This window comes from Saccharopolyspora sp. NPDC003752 (genome assembly GCF_053605825.1).
This window is the reverse complement of record NZ_JBSGJZ010000002.1, coordinates 64,528-89,762: the sequence shown is the minus strand read 5'-3', so window position 1 is coordinate 89,762 and position 25,235 is coordinate 64,528. Positions and strand designations below refer to the sequence as shown.

Here is a 25,235-nt window from a genome sequence, read left to right as displayed (position 1 = left end):
ATCATCCGCCACGGCGCGCCCGGCCGTCAGCCTCCGGTCAGCGTGCGGTCAGCGCCGTCGCCGAAGCTCTGCTCCGTCAACCACGACAGAGCAGGGAGCGACGATGCACAACGAGAACATCCTCATCTCCGGGGCGGGTATCGCCGGGCCGGCGCTGGCGCACTGGCTGCGCCGCTACGGTTTCCGGCCGACCATCGTCGAACGCGCCCCGGCGCTGCGCGAAGGCGGGCAGGCCGTCGACTTCCGCGGCACCGCGCACCTGACCGTCCTACGCCGCATGGGGGTCCTCGACGAGGTGCGCCGCAGGCAGACCGAGCGCACCAAGATGGTGGTGATCGACGCCGCCGGGCGGCCACGGGCGGCGCTGCCCGCGGAGTTCGCCGGCGGCGAGGTCGAGATCCTGCGCGGCGACCTCGCCGCCTTGCTCTACGACCTGACCCGCGACGACACCGAATACGTCTTCGGCGACTGGATCACCTCGCTGACCGAGACCGCCGACGGAGTGCGGGTGACGTTCAACGACGCGCCGCCGCGCACCTTCGACCTCGTCGTGGGCGCCGACGGCCTGCACTCCGGCGTGCGGGCGCTGGCCTTCGGCCCCGAAAGCCGGTTCCGGCGGTTCCTGGACCACTACATCGCCGGGTTCAGCGTGCCCGACGAGCTGCGAACGCCGGGCGAGGTGCGGATGTACAGCGAGCCGGGACGGATGGTCAGCCCGGGCCTGGTGGTGTTCGCCTCCCACGAGCTGGACTACGACCGCCACGACGTCGCGCAGCAGAAGAAGCTGGTCGCCGACGCGTGCCAGGGGATGGGCTGGCGGGCGCCGGAGATCATCGAGGCGATGTGGGCGGCGCCCGACTTCTTCTTCGACCCGATCGCCCAGATCCACATCGACCGCTTCAGCTCGGGCCGCATCGCGCTGCTCGGCGACGCCGGCTACGGCGCCACCCTCGGCGGGCTGGGCGCGGGTCAGGCGCTGGTCACCGCCTACGTGCTCGCCGGAGAGCTGGCGGCGGCGGGCGGCGATCACCGGGCCGCCTACGCCCGATACGAGCACCAGATCAAGGACTTCGCGCGCGGCTGCCAGAAGATCGCGGGCAATGCCGGGCCGTTCATGGCGCCTGCCACGCCGGCGAAGATCCGGCAGCGCAACCTCATGTACCGGGTGTTGTCGCTGCCGGGCATGGCGAAGCCGTTCAACAAGATCACCACGAAGGCGGCGAATGCGATCCGACTCGCCGACTACTCGCGATTTCTCCGGTGAGCAGCTCGATCGCCTGCTCGTAGCCGAGCGCCGCGCCCCGGTCGAACGCCGCGTCGAACTCCCCGTCCGGGACGTGGTCCGAGGCGCGGCCCCCGAGGGCCGTCGCGATCCCGAGCAACAGCGCGGCGCGCTCGCCGTCGCCGTCGAGCGCCGCGAGCCCGGCGAGTCCCTCCACCGCCGTCGCCAGGACCGGCATCGTCCGGTTGGCCAGCGCCGCTGCCACGGCGGTGCTGTGGTGCTCCGCCGCCCGCGCGAGGTCGCCGTCGACCTCCGCGAGCCTGCCCAGCGCTGTGTGCACGGTCGCGTGGACGGCGGTGTTGGTCCAATCCCGCGCACAGGCTTCCAACGCCTGGTCGCACCACTCGCGGGCCGTGGCGAACTCGCCGCGCAGCCGGGCGATCTCGCTGAGGCCGAGCCGAGCCGCCGCCAGCACCGACGGGAGGCCGGTGGCGCGGGCCAGCGCCATCGCCCGCTCGTAGTCGGCTTCCGCCGCCGCGAGGTCACCCGCGCCCAGCATGCGGTCGGCCCGCCGGCAGCGGAGATCGGCCGAGTCCTCGCGAGCGCCGAGCTGGTCGACGAGGTCCAGCGCCTCATCGGTCAGCACCAGCGCTTCCGCCGACGCTCCGCGCGCGTCCGCCAGCATCGCCAGCCCGTCGAGCGCCTGCGCCATCCCCCACCGCTCGCCCAACTCGCGGAACGTCGCGAGCGCCCCGGCGACCTCGCGTTCGGCCGCGGCCAGGTCGCCGTGCACCAGCCAGCGGGAGAAACCGTCGCCGAACCCGATGATCGCCCGCACCCACGGATCGGTGGCCGCGCGGATCTGCTCCTCCCCCGGATGGCTCGGCGCGCCCCGCCCCGGCGGCCCGGCGAACACCGCCCAGGCCGACAGCACGAACGGCTGCCGCACCGGCGCGTCCAGGCCGTTCATGATCACCTCCGCGCGCCGGAGGTGCCGCTCCAGCTGCGGTGCCGCGCCGGTGGACACCGCGTGCAGCACGCAGAGGACGTATTCCTCGGTCAGCTGCGGCGGATCGGCGCCGACCACCGCCAGCAGTTCCGCGGCCAGCGGGGCGATGTCGCTGCGCACCCCGTGCAGGTACCAGTAGCCGGACAACGCGCCGATCAGCCGCAGGGCCAGCTCGGGGTCGTTGCGGACCGCCCACTGCAGCGCCGCGGTCGTGTTCGCGTGCTCGTCGCGCAGCGCCGCCAGCCATTCGAGCTGCTCGCCGCGCCGCAAGTGCGGGTCGGCGGCGCGGGCCAGCGCCAGGAAGTATTCCGCGTGGGCACGGGAGATCTGCGCCCGCTCCCCGGCCTCGTCGAGCCGCTCGGCGCCGAACGCGCGGATCGTGTCCAGCATCCGGTAGCGCCCGCGCCCGGTGATCAGCGACTTGTCGACAAGTCCGGCCAGCAGCTCGTCGGCGGCGTCCGGCGGGAGCCCGCAGACCTCGGCCGCGGACCGCGCGGTCGCGCCGCCGGCGAACACCGTCAGGCGGCGGACCAGGCGTTGCTCGTCCGCGTCGAGGAGGTCCCAGCTCCACTGCACGACCGCTCGCAGGCTCTGGTGCCTCGGGGCGGCCGCGCGATTCCCGCGTGACAGCAAGGAGAATCCGGTGTCGGACAGGCGTGCCTCGATGTCGTCGAGGCGCAACGAGCGCAGCCGGGCGGCGGCGAGCTCGATCGCCAGCGGCAACCCGTCCAACGCGGCGCAGATGCGGATCACCTGGCCTGCGGTGTCCTCGGTGAGCCGGAACTCGGCATCGACCGCCGTCGCGCGGTCGGTGAACAGGCGCACCGCCGGGAACGCCAAGGCCACGCCCGGCGCGGCGGCCGGTTCCGGGACCGGCAGCGGGCCCAGCAGGCACAGCGCTTCGCCGGTGATGCCCAGCGCCTCCCGGCTGGTCGCCAGGACCCGCAGGCCGGGGCAGCCGGCCAGCAACCGGTGCACCAGGTCGACGACATCGGCGACGAGGTGTTCGCAGTTGTCCAGGAGCAGCAGCAGATCGCGGCCGGCGAGCGCTTCGAGCAGCCGCTGCACCGGCGCCACCGGCAGGGTCTCGCGCAAGCCGAGGGAGGTCAGCACCGCCCGCGGCAGCTGGCTGCCGTCGCGCAGCTGGCTCAGGTCGGCGAACGCGACCTCGCCGGCATGCCGGGCGGCGGCCTCCAGCGCGAGCCGGGTCTTGCCCGCACCGCCCGGCCCGAGCACGGTCACCAGCCTGGCCGAGGCGAGCAGCCGGCCGATCCGGTCGAGTTCCACGCCGCGCCCGACGAAACCGGTCAGCGGCACCGGGACCCGCGTCGCCGGGGGTTCGTCGGCGCGCAACAGTGCGAGGTGCAGTTCGGCCAGTTCCGCCGAGGGGTCGGCGCCGAGCTCGTCGGCGAGGAGCTGCCGGACGGCGGCGAACTCCGCCAGCGCCTCGGCGTTTCGGCCCTCCGCGTGCAGTGCGCGCATCAGCAGCCCGCGCAGCCGCTCGCGCAACGGATGCGCGTCCGCCTCGACGCGCAGCTCCGCCACGTCGGTGGTGCCGAGCTCCAGCCGCGCCTCTGCCCGGTCCTCGATCGCGGCCAGCCGTGCTTCGTCCAGCCGCGCGATCTGCTGCGCGGCGAATGGTTCCTCCGCGACGTCCGCCAGTGCCGGGCCGCGCCAGAGTGCGAGGGCTTCGTCCAGCAACGCCACCCGCTCGCCGGGCTCGGCGGCCCGCCGCGCGGCGTCGGTGAGTCGGGCGAAGCGGTGCGCGTCGACCTCGTCCGGGTCGACCACCAGCCGGTATCCCGCCGGGTGGAATTCGACCGCCGCCGTCGATCCGCACTCGCGGAGCTTGCGGCGCAGCCTCGACACCTGCGCCTGCAGCGCGTTGCCCGCGTCGTTCGGCGGCCGCTGCCCGTAGAGGCCGTCGACCAGCCGTTCCGACGGGACGATCCGGCCCGCGTCGAGCAGCAGCAACGTCAGGAGGGCGCGCGTTCGCGGCGCGTCCACACCCCGGGCCACCCCGTCCGGGCCGCGCATCTCGACCGAGCCCAGGATGCCGAACAACACCCGAGGATTCTCGCTCACCCGGCATGGCAGCGTTCGCGCGGGCGGTCGTGGACAATCCGGGGGCAGCACACGCGAAGGCGAGGGAATGAAGAACGCTGATCGGAAGTTCGTCGAGTGGTCCGCCAAGTTTCCCCGGACGGCCGCGGATCCCGCGCTGAAGGCGCTCACCATGCTCGCCGACCACAGCAAGCTGTGGTTCGCGGTCGCGGCGGTGCTGGCGGCGAAGAAGGGCCCCACCCGCCGGGCGGCGCTGCGCGGCGTCGCGGCCATCGCCGCGTCGAGCGCCGTCACGAACGCCATCGCCAAGCCGCTGCTGCCGCGCCGCCGCCCGGCGACGAATCTCCTGCCGAGGCACCGGCGCCTCGTGGCACCACCGGATTCCTCGTCGTTCCCGTCCGGACACACGGCCTCCGCCGCGGCGTTCACCACCGCCGTCTGCATGGAATCCCCCGCTGCCGGCGCGATCATCGCCCCCGTCGCCGCGGCGGTCGCCTACTCCCGCGTCCACACCGGAGTGCACTGGCCGACCGACGTCGCCGTCGGAGCGGCCATCGGCGTCGGGGTCGGCCTGGCCACCCGGCGGTGGTGGCCGGTGCGCCCGTCCACCCCGGCGCTGGCGCGGCCGAGCGAGCACGTCGCCGAGATGACCTCGGGAGACGGCTTGGCGCTGGTGGTCAACTCCTCGTCCGGCGACGCCGACCACGATCCGTCCGCCGAGCTGGCCGCGCTGTGGCCGGCCGCCAAGCGCCTGCACCCGGATCCGGAAAGCGATCTTGTCGCGGAACTCCACCGCGAACTCGACGCGGCCGGCGCCGGGGTGCGCGCGCTGGCCGTCGCGGGCGGCGACGGCACGATCGCCGCCGCGGCATCCGTGGCCGCCGCCCGCGAGCTCCCGCTCGCCGTCGTCCCCGCCGGCACGCTGAACCACTTCGCCCGCGACCTCGGCGTGGAGGACCCGCAGGACATCGCGCGGGCGGTGACTGCCGGGGCCGCGGTCCAGGTCGACCTCGGCGCGGTGCGCGTCGACGGCCGGCCGGTCCGGTGGTTCATCAACACCGCCAGCCTCGGCGGCTATCCCGACATGGTCCGGCTGCGCGAGAAGTGGGAGCACCGCTGGGGAAAGTGGCCCGCGGCCGCCGCCGCGCTCGTCCGGGTCCTGGCCGAGGCCGAGCCGATCACGGTCCGCATCGACGGCCGGACCCGCAAGATCTGGCTGCTGTTCGTCGGCAACAGCGGCTACCAGCCGAAGGGTTTCGCGCCGGCGTGGCGCCCGTGCCTGCACGACGGCGTGCTGGACGTCCGCTACATCCGGGCCGACGTGTCGCTGTCCCGCATCCGGTTCGCCTTCGCGGCGCTGTCCGGAGCGCTGTTCAACAGCCATACCTACGTGCAGGAGGAGCGGACCGCGCTGCACCTCGAAGTGCTCAGCGAGCCGCTGGCGCTCGCCTGCGACGGCGAGGTCATGGCGACCGGGCACAGCTTCGCCTTCGCCGTCCACGACGCGGCCCTGCACGTCTACCGCCCTGCGGAAGCGCCTGCCGCCGACTGACCGTGCGCGTCCTCCGGGCGCGGCACATCCTGGGGGCGGGCACAGCTGGGGAGGCCGTTATGAGCAGCGAACACCAGTACGCAGTCGTCGTCGGGGTGGACGGATCGCCGTCCTCGGCTGCCGCGTTGCGCTGGGCCGTCTGGCACGCGGGCCTGGTCGGCGGGCGCGTCACCGCGATCATGGTCTGGGACATGCCGATGATCTACAACTGGGAACCGCCCGGTGATCAGAACTTCGCGCGCCAGACCGCGACGGAATTGCACCGCGTGATCAACGAAGCCCTCGGCGACGCGGCTGCCGAGGTGCACATGGAAGTGGCGCAAGGGCATCCCGCGGGTGCCCTCTTGGACTCGGCCAAGGATGCCGCCGCCGATCTGATCGTCGTCGGCAATCGCGGGTACGGCGGATTCACCGGGGCGCTGCTGGGCTCGGTGACCCAGCACGTCGTGCACCACGCGCGCTGCCCCGTGGTCGTGGTCCGGCAGCCCGAGGAGCAGAAGTCCTGACGCGGTCTCGCGCACGAAGACGGCATCCGAAAATCGTTGCGGACACCGGCGGGGCGACCGGCGACGTTCGGGGCAATCCGGGCTGATCGGCGGGGAAAGGGCCGGCCGGCCGTTCACGACCGGCCGGCCCTGGGATCACGCCGTCCCGAAGTCGCCGCGCAGCGCGTGGGCCGGGCGCAGCCGGGTGGCGCGGGCCGTGCGCCCGCGCTCGATGGCCAGGAAGGTGACCACGAGACCGCACAGCGCCCAGGCCACCAGCGCCGCGATCAGCCCGCCGCTCGGGGCGGCCCCTTCCACGACCACGCGCAACGCGTCCTGCGCGGTCGCCGTCGGCAGCACCCCCGAGACCGCGCGCAGTGCTTCCGGTACGGCGGCGACGAATCCACTCGCCAGCATCAGCACGGCCACCAGCATCGCGCCGAACCGCCCGGCTCCGCCGAACGCCGCGAGCGCGTGGTTGATCGCGGCGAACGCCACCGCGATCAGCACCAGCAGCGCGGCGGCGCCGAACCACTGACCGACCGACAGGTCCTGCGCGATCCCGAACACCGCGGTCACCAGCAGCCCCTGCACCGCCGCGATCCCGGCGGGGAGGGCGAACTGCCGCGCCGTGAGCCGCAACGACGACCGGGTCGAGCCCAGCACCCGCTCGGGCAAGGGCCGCAGCACCAGGAACGTCGCGATCGCGCCGATCCACAGCGCCAGCACCGCGTACAGCGACGGCCCCGAGGAGCCGAAGCCGAGGGTCGTGCCGTTCGCGGTCGTGACCGGGTTCGCGACCGCCTGCGCGAGCTTGTCCCGGTCGCCGTCCGGGTAGCTGGGCAACTGGTCCACGGCCTGGCCCAAGCCCGAGGACAGCTGCCCCGAGCCGTCGCCGAGCTGCCGGGCGCCGTCACCGAGCTGCCGCACCCCGCCGGCGAGCTGCTCGGCACCGGTGGCGAGCTGGTCGGCTCCGCCGCGGGTCTGCGAAAGCCCGTCCGCGAGCTTCGTCGCGCCGCCGTCGAGCTGGGCCGCGCCGCCCGCCAGCTGGTCGATGCCCTGGGACAGCGCGGGAAGTCCGCCGCCGGACGCCGGCGTGCGCCCGGCGAGCGCGTCGAGGCCGCCGGCCACGCCCTGGCTCGCCTGCTGCAGTTGTCCGGCGCCGTCGCTGAGCGCCCGCGCCGCCGCGGCCTGCCCCGCGAGCTTCTGGCAACTCGGCAGCACGGCGACCCCGCATTCCTTCGCCGACTCCTCCAGGCTCTGCGCGAGGCCCTCCAGGCCGGTGTTGAGCTGCTGCACGCCCTGCGCCTCCTTCGCCGAGACATCGGCCAGGGTCGCGGCCTGCTGCGGAAGGTTCTTGGTCTGGTCGCGCATCGCGGCGAGCCCGTCGGACAACCCGCCGGTGCCCTGCGTCAGTTGCGCCGCACCGTCGTCGAGCTTGCCGAGGCCGTCGGCGAGCGCCTTCGAGCCGCTCGCCAGCTGGTCGGCGCCGCCGGCGAGCTGGTCGGTCCCGCCGGCGAGCTGCTTGGCGCCGTCGGCCAGCGACGTCGCGCCGTCCGCGGCCTCGCCGAGCTTGTCGCCCAACGTGTTGAACCCGACGTAGACGTTGTCCAGGTAGGTCGTGGTCAGCTGCTGCCCGAGCAGGTTCGCCGCGGTGGTGGTCACCGCGCGGCTGATCGTCTCGTCCACGAGGCGGCCGCGGTCGCCGGTGGTGACGTCGATCGTCGCCCGCGTGGCGTTCGCCGGGTCACCGGAGAAGGAGGTGGCGGCCGCGGAGAAGTTCTTCGGGATGGTCACCACGGCCGCGTAGGTGCCGTCCCGCAGGCCGTCGGCCGCGGTCTGCTCGGTGGCGAACTCCCAGGCGTAGTTGCTCTCGATCTCGTCGCCGACGAGCTTCGCCGACAACTGCCGCCCCAGCGGCGTGAGCTGCCCGTTGATCTCCACCGGCTCGTCGTTGTTGACGATGGCGGCCTTGACGCCGCTCAGCCGGTCCTCGGGCTTGCCCAGCGACCACGTCAGCAGCCCCGCGACGGCGAGCGGCACCAGCAGCAGGCCGACCACGGCCAGCACCGGGAGCCGGAAGCGGGACCGGCCGTTGTTCCACGAACGCACTGCGATTACCTCTGCTTTCTAGCGGATCGCGCCGGAGAGGATGCGGGTTTGCCCGGCCGGGCGGAGGTCGGAGGCGGTGGCCCACGGCGAGTCCGGCAGGACGTCGCCCACCTCGGCCAGGCCGGTGGTGCCCGCGACCACGGTGATGCCGGTTCCGGCGAGCAGGCCCCGGATCGCTCGCCGCTCGCCGGGATCGGAAACCCGGTCGGTGCGGTCGAGGACGAGCACGGCCGGTTCTTCGCGGAGCGCCAGCCGAACCGCCTCCGCGCCGCCTTCGCCCGCGTCGACGTAGGCGACCTGCGAGCGCACCGCCGCGGCCCGCGCGGGCAGGACGTGGCCGAGCACCTTCAACTTGCCCGCGTCCGGCTTAAGCCGTCCGGACAGGGTCAGCAGCAACGCCGTCACCGCCGGCTCCGCGCCGCCGCGGACGACGTGCACTCCTCTGCGCGGCAAGAAGAAACCGACGCCCGCGTAGATCGAGCGCCCCGAGGACGGGTCGGCCAGCCGCAGGCCGTCGCAGGCGATCGCGTCGTCGGCGCCGGGCCGCGGCCAGTCCGCCAGCGCCAGCTCCTCGCGGAGGTTCTCGCCTTCCACGTCGAAGGACGGCAGCACCCGGTTCAGCCGCCGCGGCATCCACCACGCCTTGTCGCCCATCAGCGCGAGCACGGCGGGAACCAGCGTCATGCGCACGATGAAGGCGTCGACGAACACGCCGACCGCGAGCCCGAGCGCGATGGGCTTGATGTTCGCATCGCCCTCCGGGACGAACGCGATGAACACCGCGAACATGATCACCGCCGCGGCCGTCACGACCCGCGCCGAGGAGACGAACCCGGAGTTGATCGAGCCGCGCGCGTCACCGGTGTGCACGAACTCCTCGCGCATGCGGGCGACCAGGAACACCTCGTAGTCCATGGCCAGTCCGAACAGGACACCCATCAGCACGATCGGCATGAAGCTGATGACCGGCCCGGTGTTCTCGACGTTGAACGCGCCGGCCAGCCAGCCGTCCTGGAACACCAGCTTCACCACGCCCAGGGACGCGCCGATGCTCAGCAGGTAGCCCAGCGTCGCCTTGATCGGCACCGCGATGGACCGGAACACCATCGTCAGCAGCACCAGCGAGAGCCCGACGACGACCACGCCGAACGGCAGCAGCGCCGAGCCCAGCTTGGCCGACACGTCGATGCCCACCGCGGTGAAGCCGGTGACGGCGATGTCGATGCCGTAGGTGTCCTTGAAGTGCCCGTGCAGCGACCGGATGTCGTCCACCAGCTGCTTGGTCTCCGGCGAGTCCGGCTCGCCTTCCGGGACCACCTGCACGATCCCGGTGTCGGCGGTGGGGTTCGGGGTGGCCAGCGGCACGTCGGCCACGCCGGGCAGCCGCTCGATCTCCGCCTTCAGGTCGGCCATCAGCCCGAGCGGGTCGGTGCTGGTGACGATGTTGGCGGTCACGATCAGCGGGCCGTTGAAGCCCTTCGGGAAGTGCTCGTCGATCAGGTCGTAGGTCACGCGGGCGGGCTCGTCCTTCGGCAGCGCGCCGGCGTCGGGCAGCGCGAGCCGCAGCCCGGCGGCGGGCACCGCGGCGAGGCCGAGCACCGCGATCACGGCGAGCACGGTGACGATCGGGAAGCGGGTCACCGCGCGCACCCAGGCGCCGAAGAACCGCTCCCCGAAGGCGGGCTTGGTGCGCCGCTTGCGCGGGCGCGGGCGCATCCGGTCGCCGGCGAAGCCCAGCAGCGCGGGCATCAGGGTGACCGAGACGAGCACCGCGACGCCGACGCCGACGGCCGCCGCGACGCCCATCGTGGTCAGGAACGGGATGCCCGCGACGCCGAGCCCGACCAGCGCGATCATCACCGTCAGCCCGGCGAAGATCACCGCCGAGCCCGCGGTGGCGTTGGCGCGCGCGGCGGCCTCCTGCGCCGACGCTCCCCCGGCGAGTTCCTGCTGGTGGCGCGACACGATGAACAAGGCGTAGTCGATGCCGACCGCGAGGCCCAGCATCAGCGAGAGCAGCGGCGTGGTCGCGGTGATCGGCCCGAACGCGGTCGCGATGAAGATCAGCGTCATGGAGATGCCGACGCCCACCAGCGCGTTGATCAGCGGCATCCCGGCGGCGAGGAACGAACCCAGGGTGATCATCAGGACCACGATCGCGATCACCAGGCCGAGCGCCTCGGTGACGGTCACGCCGGGGAGCTTCTGCGAGAACAGCTGGCCGCCGTAGGAGACCTGCGATCCCGCAGGCAGGCGCTCCTGCAGCTCGTGGGTGATCTGGACGATGCGGTCCTTGGCGGGCTCGCCGATCGCGAAGATCTCGCCGTCGAGCTGGACCATGATCAGCCCGGCCTGGCCGTTCTCGCTGATCGCCCCGCCGAACTCCGCCTGGTACGGCGAGACGACCTGGGACCGCTGCGGCACGTCGTTGAGCTCGTCGACCGCCCGCTCCACCTCGCGCTGCACGGCCGGATCGCGCATGCCGCCCGGTGCCACCACCACGATCTGCGCGGAGGCGCCGCTGGTCTGCGGGAACGTCACCGACAGCCGGTCGAGCGCCTCCTGCGACTCGGTGCCGGGAATGCTGATGGAGTTGTCCAGGCCCTTGTTCAACAGGCCCGCGGCACCACCTGCGACGGCTAGGACCAGCAGCCACAGCGCCAGCACTGCCTTGCGGGCCGCGAACGCTCTGCGGCCGACGGAGTAGAGGAAGGAGGACACGCAGACTCCTGTCGCCGGTCTGGCCGGACGATGTCGATGTCACCGGACGAGAACCGATACCGCGCCGTATCGGATACGTCACGGTATCCGATACCGGTCCGTATCGACTACGATGGGGTAGGTTCCGGGCGCGTGCGAAAGATCACGGAACCATTTGCGGGGAGGGAAAGTTCGCGTGAGCAAGACCAGGTCGGCCGCGACGGCGGGCGGCACAACCGGGCCCGGCAATCGGGAGACGACCCGGCGGGCCAAGACCCGGGAACGGCTGATGGACGCCGCGTACGAGCAGTTCTGCGAGCACGGCATCAACGGCATCTCCATCGAGGCCATCGCGGACGCGGCCGGGTTCACGCGCGGCGCCTTCCACTCCAACTTCGCGAGCAAGGAAGAGCTGTTCGTGGCGCTGGCCGAGCGGGAGAACCGCCTGCGGCTGGAGGCGCTGCGGGAGAGGTTCGACGACGCGGTCGCCCCGCTCGGCCGAACCGAGGGCAAGCCCGGCCCGGAGCTGATCGAGGAGGCGCTCGCGGACCTGCTGGCGTTCCTCCCGGAGGAGCGGCAGTGGTGCCTGCTCAACAGCGAGTTCCGGCTGCTCGCGATGCGCGAACCGCAGATCGCGCCGCGCTTCCTGGAGTCCACGCGCGCGTTCCAGCAGCAGCTGTCCGACATGATCGACGCCGCGCTGGAATCGGTGGGACTGCGCTTCGCGATCGACTCGATGCACCTGACGCGGCTCCTGCTCGCCCAGTTCGAGTCGGCGATGCAGGACGCGATCCTCTCCGGCGACGACGACCCGGTGCGAACGGTCCGCGACTACATCATGCTCACCCTGCCACGCCTGGTGCACACCCTCGCCGAGGTCCGCGAACCCGCGGATCAGTGACCCGCCACCGAGCACACCGTCCTCAGTGGAGGGACACGTGAGCACGGCGAAAGATCGCCCCTCGACGTCGAGGGGCGATCCCGCGTGCGGTGCAACTCCGGCCGGCGAAGGGCCCCAGAGCAGGGATCAGCTGGCGACCTTCACCCGGCTCGACTTCTTGGTCTGCGCCTTGGTCTTCGGCGTCTTGGTGTCGGTGCGGGCGGTCTTCTCGGACCGCAGCTTCTTCACCCGGCTCTGGACGCAGGTGTCGTAGCCGCCGCATTCCCGCTGCGCCTGCTGGTAAAGGGGGTCGTTGGCCGAGCGGCGGGCCTGCTTCGTGGCATCCGCGACAGCCCGGTCGTTGGTCTTCTTCTGGTCGCGCAGCCGCTTCGTCCGGTCGGTCACGCAGGTGTCGTAACCGCCGCACTCCCGCCGCGCCTGCTGATAGCTCGGATCGGCATTCGACGTGCGCGCCTTCTTCGTGACGGGCGCGACGACCCGTGCCTTGCGTTCTTCCTCCTTCCGCAGCCGCTTCGTCCGCTCCGTCACGCACGTGTCGTAGCCACCGCACTCCCGCCGCGCCTGCTGATAGCTCGGATCGGCATTCGACGTGCGCGCCTTCTTCGTCGAATCCGCCACCTCGCGGGCGTTGCGGTCCCGCAGCCGCTTCGTCCGCTCCGTCACGCAGGTGTCGTAACCGCCGCACTCGTGCCGCGCCTGCCGGTAGAGCGGGTCGGCGTTGGACTCGTCCGCGTTCTTCCTCGTCGTGTCGAGCTGTTTCTGGTACTCGACCAGCTTCGGGCCGATGTCCCGGGTGGTGCCCTGGGTGAACCCCTTGGACGTGTCGAAAGCGCGGCCGAAGGTCTCCAGGTGGTTGTTGTCCTTGATGTCGTTGTAGTCATCGATGATGCGTTTGCGCAGTGCGGGATCCCGCATCGCCTTCCGCAGCGTTTCCTGGTGCTCCGCGGCCACGTGGTCGGCGTACGCCTGCCCGAGCAGTTCGCCGTAGACCTGGCTCAGGCCGGTGCCTCCGCCCCGGTAGCCGCGCGGCATCCGGATGGTGCCGAGCCGGGTACCGAGCCTGCCCAGGCGGCCCTGCGTCCGCACCTTGCCGGTGCTCGGCCGCTCGGCGGTGGTCCCGTCGGTGCCACCGTTGTCGGGTTTCTTCGGCTTGGCACTGGTCCCCGTGGTGTCCCCGCCCTCGTCGTCGTCCCGACCGGCCGAGCGGATCCGATCACGGTCTTCCCGCGCCTGCTCCAATTCCGCACGCGCCTCGTCGACCTGCTTCTCCGCCTGCTGACGGCCGTGCGCGGTCAGCCGGGGGCTTTTGGCCGCCCGTTCGAAATCCTTGAGCCGGTTGGTGAGGCGGTTGACCTCCTTGTCCCAGTCGAAGGGCTCCGCCGCCTTCTTCGCCTTCATGTACTCGCGGAAGACGCTGTTGTACCTGTTGCGCGCCTGCTCCAGCTTCCGCGCGGCCGTCGCCTTGGCCCTCGGCGTCTTGGCGTTGGCCAACTGATCCTTGTGCTTCGTGATGCGCTCCTCGGCTCCGTTGAGCCGTTTCTTGAGCCTTTCGGTGGTCCGGCCCGTCCGCCTGATGGCCTCGGCGACGTCGTCGGCCAGATCCGGGGCGTCGGCGATGGACACCGAGGTCTTCCCCGTGCTCAGCCCCTTTTCCAGGCGCCGCACCACGACGCTGGCAATGACCTTCTCGCGGAGGCGCGGGTCGCCGGGATCCAGCGTGTCGGGGTAGCGGATTTCGTAGATGACGCCCTTGATCTTCTGGATCACCTTCCGGGCACCGCCCGGCTGTCCCTGGCCGGGATTCGGTGTCGCGCTCGCCGGCGGAGGTTCGGCCGAAGCGACCGCCGCCGGCCCGACCAGCGCCACCCCGGTCGCCATCGTCGCGCCCACCAGCACCTGGACACCCAGCTTGCGCAACCGTCGACGCGCCTCCTCCAGCTTGGCCTGATCAGTACTCACCGGCCACCCCCGCCACCGCGTAGGGCTCCACTCGCATCGGCGCGGGCTCGTACTCCGCCGCGCTCGAACCGATCAAGGCCTCCGATTCGGCGATCTCGCCCCACATCTCCGCCGGTCGGTCCTCCGCACCCCGGTGCCGCGGCTCCGACACGACCAACGCGGTCACGGGTTCTTCCTGCACCGGAACGGATTCCGGCTCGACGGACACCGGTTGCGGAGCCGTCATGAGTTCCTCCGCCTCCTGGCCCTCCTCCGCCGGAGATCCCAGGAGAACGACCGGGGGTGGTTCTGCTGCGTCGATGAGCTCGGCGGCCACCTCGTCGACCGCCTCCGGCGCGGTTTCCTCGATCGCACCGACCACCTCCGGCACCGCTTCCCCGATCGCGACGTCCACCTGCGCGGGGATGTCGACGATCTCGACCTGCTCCGCCCGGGAGCGGAGCGGGACCGGCACCGCTTGCGAGAGCGGGACGTTCGCCGGTGCGACCGGTTCCGGCAGGGCGGGAACCGGTGCGGCGGGAACCTCGGTGAGCTCCGGCAGCAGCAGATCCGCCTCCGGTACGTATCCCTTCCGTTCGAGGTACTCATCGATGAGTCGGCCGAGATCCGCGGGGAGCACCGCGGCCGCCGGCTCCGGTGCCTCGCTCGCGACCATCCGGCTCCCGTACCCGACGGTCACCAGCCCGACCGCGAGCGCCCCCATCGTCACTCCCCCGGCGAACCCCGCGCAGACCAACGTTCCCCGGCTCCGCCGCCGGCGGCGGCTCATTCGTCGAATCGGCATTGCGAACTCCCTGTCGATCGCTGTGGATGCACCACCGAGGCAATCCGCTGCCACCTCGGGGAACAAGGTTCCGGGCTGTCCGGAACAGTCCCGGACACCGCCCGGGACGCAATAAGGTGGACGCATGAGTTCCGCTGGGGAGGAAGCTCCGGTACCGCAGGACTGGCCCGATCCGAAGAACATCGACGACACCGCCGCTTTCGTCGCCGCATTGCGGCAATTGCGCGTGCGGGCCGACCTCAGCTTCCGCGCGCTGGAACGCCGCGCGGAGCGGGCCGGTGACGTGCTGCCGAGTTCGACCGTCAACGCGGCGCTGTCCCGCGACAAGCTGCCCCGCGCCGATCTCGTCGCCGCGTTCGTCCGAGCCTGCGGCGGCGACGAGCCGACCATCGAGACCTGGGTCGCGGCCCGCAACGAGCTGGCAGCCAGGGCCGAGGGCCCACCCGAATCAGCAGGTGGGGACGAGGTGGAACCGGCGGTCGAAGCCGAGTTCGTGCCGGCCCCGACCAGTCGAGCCACCTGGCGACGGGCGGCCGTCGTCGCGGTCGCGGCCGTCGGCGCGGCGGCCGCGATCATCGCGTTGAGCCTGGCCTTCGGACAGCCGGAAACGCCGGCACCACCCGCGCAACGGCAGGCATCGCCCATCACGCCACCGCTGCCGCTCGACGAGAAGGCAGCCGGCCCGCTCGCCTCGGTCCAGCGGATCCGCCTCGCGCACACCGGACTGTGCCTGGGCGAAGGACCGGAGAAGTTCACCGCTTCCGGCCGAGTCGTGCTCGGCCAGCACGACTGCGCGTCGGCCGGCCCCCCGATCGGTGTGGAGGCGGCCCCGGACGGGAGTTTTCGCCTGCTGCTGAACTCCTCGGAGAACGGGCTTGGTTGCGTGACCACCGATTACGGCGGCGAGCACGCCGAGGTGCTGCTCTCGGGGGAGGAATGCGAGGACGGCCGCCCGGACCAGCGGTTCACCTTCGAATCGGTCGCTTCCCCGGCCAACGGCTACCGGATGCACTCCGTGCCGGGTTCCAAGTGGTGCATCGGCGTCTTCCAGCACCGCACCGAGCCGGGCGTGCAGCTCATCCAGGACCGCTGCGACGGCAACCTCGCGCAGGTCTTCCTGGTGGAGGGGAGCTAGGCCGAGCCTTCCTGCGCGTGCGCGGCGTCGTACTGCGCCAGGGCGTGGGCCCGGCTGGTCCGGATGTGGGCCAGCGCCAGCGCCGCCGCCCGGTCGGGATCGCGGTCGGCCAGGGCCTCGACGAGGCCCGCGTGCTCCGCGGCCTGGCGTTCGTACTCGTGGCTCCGGCCGATCAGCACCCGCAGGCGGCCGGTGAGCGGTTCGAGCATGCCGTGCAGGAACGGGTTTCCGGCCAGGTCCGTGACGGCCTCGTGGAAATCCGCGTTGATCTGCGTGACGTCGCTGTGGCGCTCCTTCGCCATCGCGGCCTTGGCACGCTCCAGCAGCTTCTCCAGGCGCCGCACGTCGCGTGGGGTCGCGCGGTCGGCCGCCAGCCGGAACACCAGGACCTCCAACGCTTCCCGGATGTCGAAGAGGTGCTCGATGTCGGGCCGGGTGAGCTCGGAGACGATGACGCCCCGCCGCGGCACGTTGTGGACCAGGCCTTCGGTCTCCAGCATGCGCAGCGCCTCGCGCACCGGGATCCGGGACACCCCGAACTCGTCGGCCAGCGCCTGCTCGACCATGCGGTCGCCCGGGCCGATCCGCCCGTCCGCGATGCGCGCGCGCAGCTCGTCGCGAACCTGTTCGCGTAGCGGGTAGTCCTGCGCGCCGATCACTCGGGGTGTCCGCGGCTTGGCCACTCTGCGGGCTCCTCTCCGTCCAGTTCAGACAATAGCGGCCCGGTCCTCGGCCACCCCGGGCAACGGTTGCGGCCGCACGGCCGGGAGCTCGGCCATCGCCGCCAGCCGCAGGACGGTCGGCTCGCAGTACTGGCGCCCCACGATCTGCAGCCCCACCGGCAGCCCGAGCGGGCTCGTGCCGCAGTTGACGCTCGCCGCGGGATGACCGCTGAGGTTGAACGGCAGGGTGAGCCGGCAGTACTCCGGCAGCAGCCGCTCCGGATCCATCTCCGACATCGGGACCGGCGCGAGCGCGAGCGCGGGAGTGCACAGCGCATCCAGGTCGTGCTCGTCCATCGCGTCGTCGATCGCGATCCGCACCCGGCGCCGCTGGTCGCGGGCCCACTGCAGGTCCGCGTCCGCGACCCGCGCCCCGGCCCGCAGGGCGCGCAGGCTCGCCGGGTGGTACCGCTGCGGGCACGTGGCCATCCACTCCCGGTGGAGCTGCGCGCTTTCCCACGACACGAGCAGGGTGTGCGCCCTCGGCGTCTCGCTCATTCCCGGGATGTCCATGAGAACCACTTCGGCGCCGCGCTCGGCCAGCGACTCGACGGCACGCTGCACGACCTCGGCGATGCCCTTCTCGATGCCGTCGAAGAAGTACGCCGGGCAGCCGATCCGGGGGCGGGCCGCCCGGACCGGCCGGCCGGAGCCCGGCCGATCGGACAGGACGTCGTGCAGCAGCGCCGCATCGGCCACCGACCTGGTCAGCCATCCGATGTGGTCCACCGAGGTGCCGCCCGGGACCAGGCCGTCCGCGTCCACCACGCCGAACGTGGGTTTGAGGCCCACCACCCCGTTGATCGCCGCCGGCTTGCGGATGGAACCGCCGCCGTCGGTCCCGATGGCGGCCAGGCTGGAGCCGACCGCCACCGACACCCCGCCACCGGCCGTGGAACCGCCCGGGTACCGGGTGAGGTCCCAGGGGTTGCGGGTCGGCGGCGCGTTCATGCCGATGCCGAACTCGTGCGTCCGGTGCTTGCCGGTGATGATCGCGCCGGCGGCCCGGAGTCGGCGCACCACGGCCGCGTCGACGTTGGGCACGTTGCCGGCGAGCACGTCCGACCCCGCCTCGGTGGGCATCCCCCGGGTGGCGATCAGATCCTTGATCCCGATCGGAATGCCGTGCAGCGGCCCCGAGATCTGCCCGTCGGACCACTTCCGGTCGGCATCGCGCGCGGCCGACAGCGCCGCGTCGCAGTCGAGGTGCGCGTAGGCGTTCACGTGCGGTTCGGTCGCGCGGGCTCGGCTCAGCACCGCTTCCACGAGCTCGACGGCACTCACCCGGCCCGCGCGCAGCTCCGCGGCAGCGCCGACGATGGTCAGATCTGCGAGCGACTCCACCGGCCCATCACCTCCCGGGGTCAGCATTGGCCGCAGACCGCCCGGTCGGCGGGCTCCCAGCCCGCGACCGAACGCCACAGGTCCTCGGCGCGTTCCTGGGCCGCGGCCATGACTTCGCCGGTGTCGACCGTCAGCACGGCGCGGTCCCGGACCACGAACTCCCCGTTCACCATCACGCTGTGGATGTCGCTGGACTGGCCCGCGTAGACGAGGTTCGCCACCGGGTCGAGCAGCGGCGCCAGGTGCGGGCGTTCGAGGTCCACGAACACCAGGTCGGCGATCTTTCCGGGCTCGATGGAGCCGAGGTCCGCCTCCCGGCCGATGGCCCGCGCCCCCTGGATCGTCGCCATTTCGAGCACGTCCATCGCCTTGATGCCGGTGGGCCCTCCGTCGGCGACGCGGTTGACGCAGAGCGCGAACCGCATCGCCTCCACCATGTCGTGCACCATGTTGTCGGTCGCGAGCCCGACCACGGCGCCCAGCCTGCGCAGCCGCGCGGCGGGCGCGATCCAGCCGCTCTTCGCGTTCACCACCGGGATGTGGCAGACGTTGGTGCCCGACTCCGCGAGGAGCTCGGCGTCGCCGTCCTCGAGGAAGGCGCAGTGGCCGGCGATCAGCCCGCTCCCCAGGATCCCCAGGTCCCCGAGGTGCTGGACGGAGCTCCGGCCGGTGAGCCGCCGGACCTGTGCCACCTCCCCCGCGGTCTGGGCGAGGTGCATGAACATCCCGACACCGCGTTCTTCGGCCAGCAGGGCCGCCTGTTCGAGCAGCCGCGACGACGCCGTGTCCGGGCCGTGCGGTCCGACCTGGCAGGTGATGCGGCCGCCGTCGTAGCCGTGCCACTCCTCGATGAGCTGGGCGTTGGTCTCCAGCAGCCGCTTGCCCAGATCGGCGTCGTAGCTGTACTCGCCGCCGCGGACCGTGAACAGGTCCGCGTCGTGGACGCGTTCGCTGACGACGGCGCGGATCCCCAGCTCGGCGAGCGCCTTCACGTTGGACAGCGAGTGGATGTAGTTCTCCACGATCGTGGTCGAACCGAACGCCAGCGCCTGCAGGGCACCGAGCCGGGAGAAGACGTAGGTGTCGTCCGGGCCGAGGATCACGCCCTGCGGGATGTCCTTGCGGTAGACGGGTGCCCCGCCCATGTCGTCGCCGATGCCGCGGGTGACCGCGAGCGCGCAGTGCACGTGCAGGTTCACGAAACCGGGCAGGAGCAACTGCCCGCGGGCATCGATGCGCTCGGCGTCCGGATGCGCCTCCTCCAGCACGGCCCGCTTGCCCACGTCGGCGATGCGGCCGTCGTCCGCGACGACGACCGCGCCGTCCCGGATGACGGAGCGCTCGGCATCGACGGGGACGACTGTCGCGCCACTGATCAGCTTGGTCATTTCTCGCCTTCCTCGTCCTTGAGATTGCGTCTACGCGGATCGGTGGCGGGCGCGTGGTTCGCCCACCAGAACTCGGCGATGTCCTGCCGGCGCGCCCACCAGATCTCGCCCCGGTCCACCGCCTCCCGGAGGAACTCCCGCAGCGCGTGGGCGCGGGCCGGCTGGCCGATGATGCGCGGGTGCAGCCCGATCGACATCAGCTTCGGGCGGGTGGCGCCCTCCTCCCACAGGTAGTCCAGCGAGCGCCGGCAGTGGTCGAGGAACGCGTCGGGGCCCGACAGGGTCTGGCCCGGCAGGAACCGGCCGTCGTTGAGCGCGAAGGAGTACGGCACGACGAGGTGGTCCCGGCCGAGCACCGGCACGAAGTACGGGAGCTCGTCGGCGAAGGAATCGCTGTCGTAGCGGAAGCCGCCCTCTTCGACCAGCAGTTCCCTGGTGTTCACCGACGCCGGCTGCCGGGAGTACCAGCCGCGCGGCCGCTCGCCGCAGGTCTCCGCGATCGACTCGATCGCCATGCGCAGGCGCTGCCGCTCGGTCTCGCGGTCCAGTGTGGACACGTTCTCCCAGCGGTAGCCGTGGCAGCACACGTCGTGGCCTGCCTCCTTGATCCAGGCCGCGACCTCGGGGTTCATCTCCAGCGCCGTGGCGCACGCCTGGAACGTGACCGGCAGCCGCAGCTCGTCGAACATCCGCTGGAGGCGCCAGATCCCGGCTCGTGCGCCGTACTCGAAGATCGTCTCGTTGCCCAGGTCGCGGACCGGCAGCGGCGGGTAGTCGAACTCCTGGGGGATCTCGTTGCGCCCGTCGCCGTTGGCGTAGGAGTACTCCGAGCCCTCCTCGTAGTTGATCACGAGGCAGATCGCGACCCGGGCGCCGTTCGGCCACCGGACCTGGAGCCCCGCCCGGCCGTAGCCGACGAGGTCCCGGCCTTCGCCCGTCATTTGCGAACCTCCGCTCCCGGGCCGCCCGGCCCGCGGGTCGCCACGCACTCGTCGGCCAGCGGGCCTTGGCCCACCTGCAGCCTCGGGCCGCCCGTCGCGGACATGGCGGCGAGCAGCTCGGGCCGGTAGTCGCCCCAGGCGCGGTCGCCGGCGCGTCGCCGGCCTCCGATGACGACCGCCTCCAGCCGCATGAGCAGGCACGCGCCCAGGCACATCGGGCACGGCTCGAACGTCGTGAACATGGTGGCGGCGGCGGACATCGCCTCCGGCGTCCGGCGGGCGAAGTCGCGCAGGGCCACGACCTCGGCGTGGGCCGTGGGGTCGCCGGACGAGGTCGCCTCGTTGCCGCCGCGCCCGACGATCCGCTCGCCCACGACCACGACCGCCCCGACGGCGAGGTCGCCGCGCCGGCCTGCCGCGCGCGCCTCGATGAGCGCTTCTTCCATGAACAGCAGCTGCGTGTCGAGTTCCACGTCGCTCCTTCCCGGCTTCGCATCGATCCCGGCTAGCACGTCACCCCGCCTCCCCGACCGTGCGCAGGTCCACGTGCGCCGTCTCCCGGGCCGCCAGGACGCAACCGACCATCAGCGCCAGCAGCGCGGCGAGGTACACGGCCACCGGGATCCAGGAGCCGAACTGCGCGATGAAGAACGCGGTGATGATCGGGGCCAGCGCCCCGCCGAACACGCCGGCCAGCTGGAAGCCGAGACCCGCGCCCGTGTAGCGCACGCGGGTGGGGAACAGCTCCGGCACGTAGGCCGCCAGCGGTCCCCACATGGCCGCGATCAGCACGTTCCCCACGACCGGCGCCAGGAGCATCAGGACGGTGGAACCGCTGTGCAGGAAGGAGAAGAAGGCGAACACCCACGCGGCGGAGCCGAGCGCGCCGATGGCCAGGACCGGCCGGCGGCCGAGGCGGTCGGCGAGGTGGCCCCACACCGGGATGGCGAGGGCCTGCGCGGCGGCGCCGAGCAGCACGGCGTTGAGCAGCAGCTGCCGGGACGCGCCCAGCTGGGTCGTGCCGTACACCAGGACGAAGACGTTGAACACGTAGAAGGTGACGTCGCTGCCGATGCGGGAACCGACCGCGATGGCCACGGTGCGCCAATGCTCGGTCACCACGACGAGCAGCGGCACGCGCGACTGCTCGTGCCGGCCGCCGGCCTCTTCGAAGATCGGCGACTCGTGCACCTGGACGCGGATCCACAGGCCGATGAGCACGAGGATCCCGCTGGCCAGGAACGGGACCCGCCAGCCCCACGCGAAGAACGCCTCGTCGGAGACCAGGAACGTGACCAGCGAGAAGACCCCGTTGGCGATGAGCAGGCCGACCGGGCTGGCGATCTGGACCAGCGCGCCGAAGAAGCCGCGCCGCCCGTCCTTGCTGCTCTCCCCCACCATCAGCGCCGCGCCGCCCCATTCGCCGCCGAGCCCGATGCCCTGGACGAAGCGGAGCACCACCAGCAGCACCGGCGCCCAGATCCCCACCTGGCCGTAGGTGGGGACGACACCGATGAGGGTCGTCGCCGCACCCATGATCACCAGCGTCGCGACCAGCACCGCCTTCCTGCCGCGCTTGTCGCCGAAGTGGCCGAAGATCACCGCCCCCAGCGGCCTGGTCACGAAGGCCACGGAATACGTGGCGAGGGACAACAACGTCGCCGCGACGGGATTGCCCGCCGGGAAGAACAGGGCCGGGAACACCAGCGCTGCCGCGGATCCGTAGATGAAGTGGTCGTACCACTCCAGGGTCGTGCCGGCGACGCTCGCCCCGATGACACGACGAAACGAACCCCGCTGCCGAACCATCGCAGGTGCTTGTGACGTGTCCGAGGAAGAAGTCATGCTCACTCCGAGGAACGGTCGTTCCGCGACCCGGCGCAGAACGAATAGGTGGATACCTGGCGCGAGAACTGCGGACCGGCGCCGACGGCGATGCCGCCTCCGGATCCCGGACGTTCGGGAGGTCCTGCGGTGAACTGGTACACCGGACTGAGAGGAAGATTTGGTATCCCGGATACTCGCAGTGACCCGGATCCCTGTCAATATTTTCGTATCCCGGATACCATCCGTTCACGCAAGATCGCTAGCCGGAAACATCGCATCCACCAGTAGAAACAAAACGAGAAGGGCGCCATTTCCGGCGCCATCTGTTTCGTTACAGATCTATTCGAACCGGCTCAATCCGCGGCGGAGAGCATTGAGGGTTTCGGCGATCTGACGGCGGGATACGGCCGCGCTCGCGATGACGGCAGACCGGTGGAACGTGCCGGGGAACAGGTGCAGCTCGACCGATGAGCCGCCGCGCAACAGGCCGGACGCGTAGGACAAGCCCTCATCGCGCAGCGGGTCGTTCTCGTAGACCGACACGTACGCGGGCGGGAGGCCGGAGAGATCATCGGCGCGCGCCGGCGCGGCGTACGGCGGGACGACCCCGCCGCAGTCCGCCAGGTAGTACCGCCAGCTCAGCACCGCGTCGGGCCGGTTCCACAGTGGAGTGTCGTCGAACGCCCGCATCGAGGCGGTGTCCAGCCGGTCGTCGACCTCGGGCGCGTCGAGCAGCTGGAAGCACAGCGGCGGCCCGCCACGGTCGCGGACGAGCAGCGTGAGCGCGGCGGCGAGACCGCCCCCTGCGCTCATCCCGTACGCCCCGATCCGTCCCGCATCGACGCCCAACGCCCCGCTTTCGGATGCGATCCAGCGCAGCGCGGCCTCGCAGTCGCGCAGGGCGGCGGGGTACGGATGCTCCGGAGCCAGCCGGTAGTCGACGGCCACGACGACCGCGGGCACCTGGGCGCACAGCTCCGCGGCTTGCGCGGCGACCGTCTCCAGGCCACCCATCACGAATCCCCCGCCGTGCAACAACAACAAGGCGGGAAGCGGGCCGGTGACATCGGGCGGCCGGCAGACCCCGACCCGCACGGAGCCGTCCGGGCCGGGCACCGCGTGGTCGGTCATGACGACCCCGCCGGGCGCCGCGCCCTCGGCCAGCTGCCGCATCCGGGCGCGAGCCCCGGCGAGGTCCTGGATGTGCAGATCGGGCAGCGCAGGCAGGGCCGCCGCGAGCTCGGGATCCAAGTGCACGTCGTCACCCCCTCGCCGACGTCACCGCATTGTGCGGCCAGAGCGGCCGCCCCGGCCACCGCGGCGGCTGGGGCACCCGGCCATCCCGGACCTCCTGGAGCTCGCGCGCGAAGTCTTCGCGACGCGGCGGCCCGGGAACGCGTCCCGATAGTCGAGGGTATACCAAATGCTAATCCGATCAAGTTGAGGCGACTCCTTCTCTTGGATGTTCCGAACCTGAGGGATGATTTGGTATACAGAACACCCAAGCTTGGACTTCTAGGAGCTCGTGATGTGCCTCGACCCAACCCCGCCGCCACCCAGCAGCGTCACCCGTCGCGGGGTGCTCGCCGCAGCCGCCGTGCTGGCCGGAACTGCCGCCCTGACCACCGCGCCCCGCTCGGCCGAGGCCGCTCCGCGACCCGGCTCGAACGGCGGCGACCTGGTCATCGAGGGCGGCTCGCTGCTCGATCCGGCGACCGGTGAGGTCATCGAGGACAGCGTCGTCGTGATCCGCGACGGCATCGTCCGCGCGGCCGGTTCCCGCGACCGCGTCCAGGCACCCGCCGGCGCCCCGCGCCTGGACGCGCGCGGCAAGTGGGTCCTGCCCGGCCTCGTCGACGCGCACATCCACCTCAACACGGCGACCGAGGCCGCCGACGCGGTCCGCAAGGGCGCGACCAGCGCGCGCAGCGGTTCCACGAACTTCTACCAGGACATCGCCGTGCGCGAGCTGGCGTGGCAGGCACCGCAGCAGGCGCCGCACCTGAAGGCCGCGGGCGTCTTCGTCACCCCGGATCTCGGCGACACCGTCCTCGCTGACCCCGACCTCACGCCGCTGGCGCGGCTCAAGGAGGGCGTCCGCTCGCCGGAGGCGCTGCGCCGCGTCGTCGAGGTGAACCTCGCCCGGGGAGCCGACGTGATCAAGACGCGGGTCAACGAGCGGGCCGGGCTGCCCGAGCAGGATCCGCAGACCCAGGTCTACTCCTACGAGCAGCTCGCCGAGGTGGTGGGCGCGGCCCGGAAGCGCGGCAAGGGCGTCCTGTGCCACAGCTACAGCGAGAAGGGCTGCCACGACGCGGTGACCGCGGGCATCCGCTCGCTGGAGCACGGCGTCTTCGTCGGCGAGCGGACCCTGCATGAAATGCGCCGCCGGGACACCTACTTCACCCCGACGCTCACCGCGATGGCCGGTCTCGCCGAGTCCACCAACCCGGTCCTGGCCGAACGCGGGCGCACCTACCTGCCCATTCTCAAGGACGCCGTCCGCGCCGCCCACGAGATGGGCGTGCCGCTCGCCGCCGGCACCGACTCCTCCGGCGGCACCGTCGACCCGATCGGCCGCGAGGTGCAGCTGATGCACGAGGCCGGCCTGCCCGCGCTCGACGCCATCCGCACCGCGACGACCTCCGCCGCCAGGCTCCTCGGCGTGGAGCGCGAAGCGGGGCGGCTCACCGCAGGCTTCCAGGGCAACGCGATCGTCGTCTCGGGCGACCCGCAGCGCGACCTGTCCGTCCTGATGTCGCCGGTGCACGTCGTTCGTTCGGGGCTGGTCGTCTAGTCCTACCGCTTCCACCGTGGCGGGCCGTGGTCGATTCCCCGGCCCGCCACGGCGTTCCGGCAGCGTGGCGTCTTTTGTGGACGGTTCCGGCACGTGCACGCGGGACGGCCGCCGGTCCTTCGACATGACCCGCGAGTCGGAAATCACGGGCGAACCGCGACGTGGTCCTGCTAGAGTCGGCTCGTGCGATTCCACTACTTCCTCTGAGAGCGCCGACCTCGGCGGCGGACGGCCTTCGGCCGGTCCGCGCTGAGCGCATCGGTCGTTGAACGCACTTCTTTTCCGGATCCCCC

At 72.0% G+C, this 25,235-nt stretch carries 18 protein-coding genes; 6 read left to right on the top strand and 12 right to left on the bottom strand.

The annotated features are described in order from the left end of the window. Positions 1-103 precede the first annotated feature (103 nt). Entirely contained in the window at positions 104-1,264 is a 1,161-nt protein-coding gene (locus ACWEV3_RS03255) for an FAD-dependent monooxygenase (protein WP_452612316.1), read from the top strand. Here ACWEV3_RS03255 and ACWEV3_RS03250 read toward each other — a convergent pair. Next, positions 1,206-4,316 (bottom strand): BTAD domain-containing putative transcriptional regulator, encoded by a 3,111-nt coding sequence (locus ACWEV3_RS03250; RefSeq protein ID WP_452612315.1) that lies wholly within the window; start codon positions 4,314-4,316, stop codon positions 1,206-1,208. The two genes, ACWEV3_RS03255 and ACWEV3_RS03250, sit on opposite strands and share 59 nt — an antisense overlap. A gap of 67 nt (positions 4,317-4,383) precedes the next feature. Between ACWEV3_RS03250 and ACWEV3_RS03245 the strand changes: the two genes are divergently transcribed. Both ACWEV3_RS03245 and ACWEV3_RS03240 read left to right on the top strand, forming a co-directional pair. Then, positions 4,384-5,847 (top strand): phosphatase PAP2 family protein, encoded by a 1,464-nt coding sequence (locus tag ACWEV3_RS03245; protein ID WP_452612314.1) that lies wholly within the window; start codon positions 4,384-4,386, stop codon positions 5,845-5,847. Between the two features lie 59 nt (positions 5,848-5,906). Beyond that, on the top strand, positions 5,907-6,353 hold the full coding sequence (locus ACWEV3_RS03240) for a universal stress protein (protein WP_452612313.1): 447 nt from the start codon (positions 5,907-5,909) through the stop codon (positions 6,351-6,353). A 135-nt stretch (positions 6,354-6,488) separates the two neighbouring features. Here the strand turns inward: ACWEV3_RS03240 and ACWEV3_RS03235 are convergent, their stop codons facing one another. Both ACWEV3_RS03235 and ACWEV3_RS03230 read right to left on the bottom strand, forming a co-directional pair. Further along, positions 6,489-8,444 (bottom strand): YhgE/Pip domain-containing protein, encoded by a 1,956-nt coding sequence (locus ACWEV3_RS03235; RefSeq protein WP_452612312.1) that lies wholly within the window; start codon positions 8,442-8,444, stop codon positions 6,489-6,491. Between the two features lie 18 nt (positions 8,445-8,462). After that, the gene (locus tag ACWEV3_RS03230; RefSeq protein ID WP_452612311.1) at positions 8,463-11,165 is read right to left on the bottom strand and encodes an MMPL family transporter; all 2,703 of its coding nucleotides are present in this window, start codon (positions 11,163-11,165) and stop codon (positions 8,463-8,465) included. A 175-nt stretch (positions 11,166-11,340) separates the two neighbouring features. On the opposite strand from ACWEV3_RS03230, the gene ACWEV3_RS03225 reads away from it, so the two are divergent. Then, positions 11,341-12,045 (top strand): TetR/AcrR family transcriptional regulator, encoded by a 705-nt coding sequence (locus ACWEV3_RS03225; RefSeq protein ID WP_452612310.1) that lies wholly within the window; start codon positions 11,341-11,343, stop codon positions 12,043-12,045. A 126-nt stretch (positions 12,046-12,171) separates the two neighbouring features. On the opposite strand, the gene ACWEV3_RS03220 is transcribed toward ACWEV3_RS03225, so the two are convergent. Both ACWEV3_RS03220 and ACWEV3_RS03215 read right to left on the bottom strand, forming a co-directional pair. Then, a complete protein-coding gene (locus tag ACWEV3_RS03220; protein ID WP_452612309.1) occupies positions 12,172-14,004 on the bottom strand; it encodes a hypothetical protein in 1,833 nt (610 codons plus the stop codon). Continuing rightward, on the bottom strand, positions 13,994-14,788 hold the full coding sequence (locus ACWEV3_RS03215; protein WP_452612308.1) for a hypothetical protein: 795 nt from the start codon (positions 14,786-14,788) through the stop codon (positions 13,994-13,996). The genes ACWEV3_RS03220 and ACWEV3_RS03215 overlap by 11 nt, the downstream gene beginning before the upstream one ends. Positions 14,789-14,912: 124 nt before the next feature. Between ACWEV3_RS03215 and ACWEV3_RS03210 the strand changes: the two genes are divergently transcribed. Next, entirely contained in the window at positions 14,913-15,923 is a 1,011-nt protein-coding gene (locus ACWEV3_RS03210) for a hypothetical protein (RefSeq protein ID WP_452612307.1), read from the top strand. Here ACWEV3_RS03210 and ACWEV3_RS03205 read toward each other — a convergent pair. The 7 genes from ACWEV3_RS03205 to ACWEV3_RS03175 form a co-directional block, all read right to left on the bottom strand. Continuing rightward, positions 15,920-16,606: a GntR family transcriptional regulator gene (locus ACWEV3_RS03205; RefSeq protein ID WP_452612306.1), complete on the bottom strand. Its 687-nt coding sequence runs from the start codon at positions 16,604-16,606 to the stop codon at positions 15,920-15,922. The genes ACWEV3_RS03210 and ACWEV3_RS03205 overlap by 4 nt on opposite strands. 24 nt (positions 16,607-16,630) lie before the next feature. Beyond that, entirely contained in the window at positions 16,631-17,989 is a 1,359-nt protein-coding gene (locus ACWEV3_RS03200) for an amidase (RefSeq protein WP_452612305.1), read from the bottom strand. 20 nt (positions 17,990-18,009) lie between these two features. Beyond that, positions 18,010-19,377 (bottom strand): amidohydrolase family protein, encoded by a 1,368-nt coding sequence (locus ACWEV3_RS03195; protein WP_452612304.1) that lies wholly within the window; start codon positions 19,375-19,377, stop codon positions 18,010-18,012. Further along, positions 19,374-20,318, bottom strand: a complete 945-nt coding sequence (locus ACWEV3_RS03190) for a polysaccharide deacetylase family protein (protein WP_452612303.1) — start codon at positions 20,316-20,318, stop codon at positions 19,374-19,376. Before ACWEV3_RS03190 ends, ACWEV3_RS03195 begins: the two co-directional genes overlap by 4 nt. After that, on the bottom strand, positions 20,315-20,791 hold the full coding sequence (locus tag ACWEV3_RS03185) for a nucleoside deaminase (RefSeq protein ID WP_452612302.1): 477 nt from the start codon (positions 20,789-20,791) through the stop codon (positions 20,315-20,317). The genes ACWEV3_RS03190 and ACWEV3_RS03185 overlap by 4 nt, the downstream gene beginning before the upstream one ends. A gap of 40 nt (positions 20,792-20,831) precedes the next feature. Next, a complete protein-coding gene (locus ACWEV3_RS03180) occupies positions 20,832-22,127 on the bottom strand; it encodes an MFS transporter (RefSeq protein ID WP_452612301.1) in 1,296 nt (431 codons plus the stop codon). 357 nt (positions 22,128-22,484) lie between these two features. Next, positions 22,485-23,402 carry an alpha/beta hydrolase gene (locus ACWEV3_RS03175; protein ID WP_452612300.1) on the bottom strand — a complete coding sequence of 306 codons (918 nt, stop codon included), beginning with the start codon at positions 23,400-23,402 and terminating at the stop codon, positions 22,485-22,487. Positions 23,403-23,673: 271 nt separating this feature from the next. Here ACWEV3_RS03175 and ACWEV3_RS03170 point away from each other — a divergent pair, with 271 nt between their 5' ends. After that, positions 23,674-24,942, top strand: a complete 1,269-nt coding sequence (locus ACWEV3_RS03170; protein WP_452612299.1) for an amidohydrolase family protein — start codon at positions 23,674-23,676, stop codon at positions 24,940-24,942. Positions 24,943-25,235: the final 293 nt, after the last annotated feature.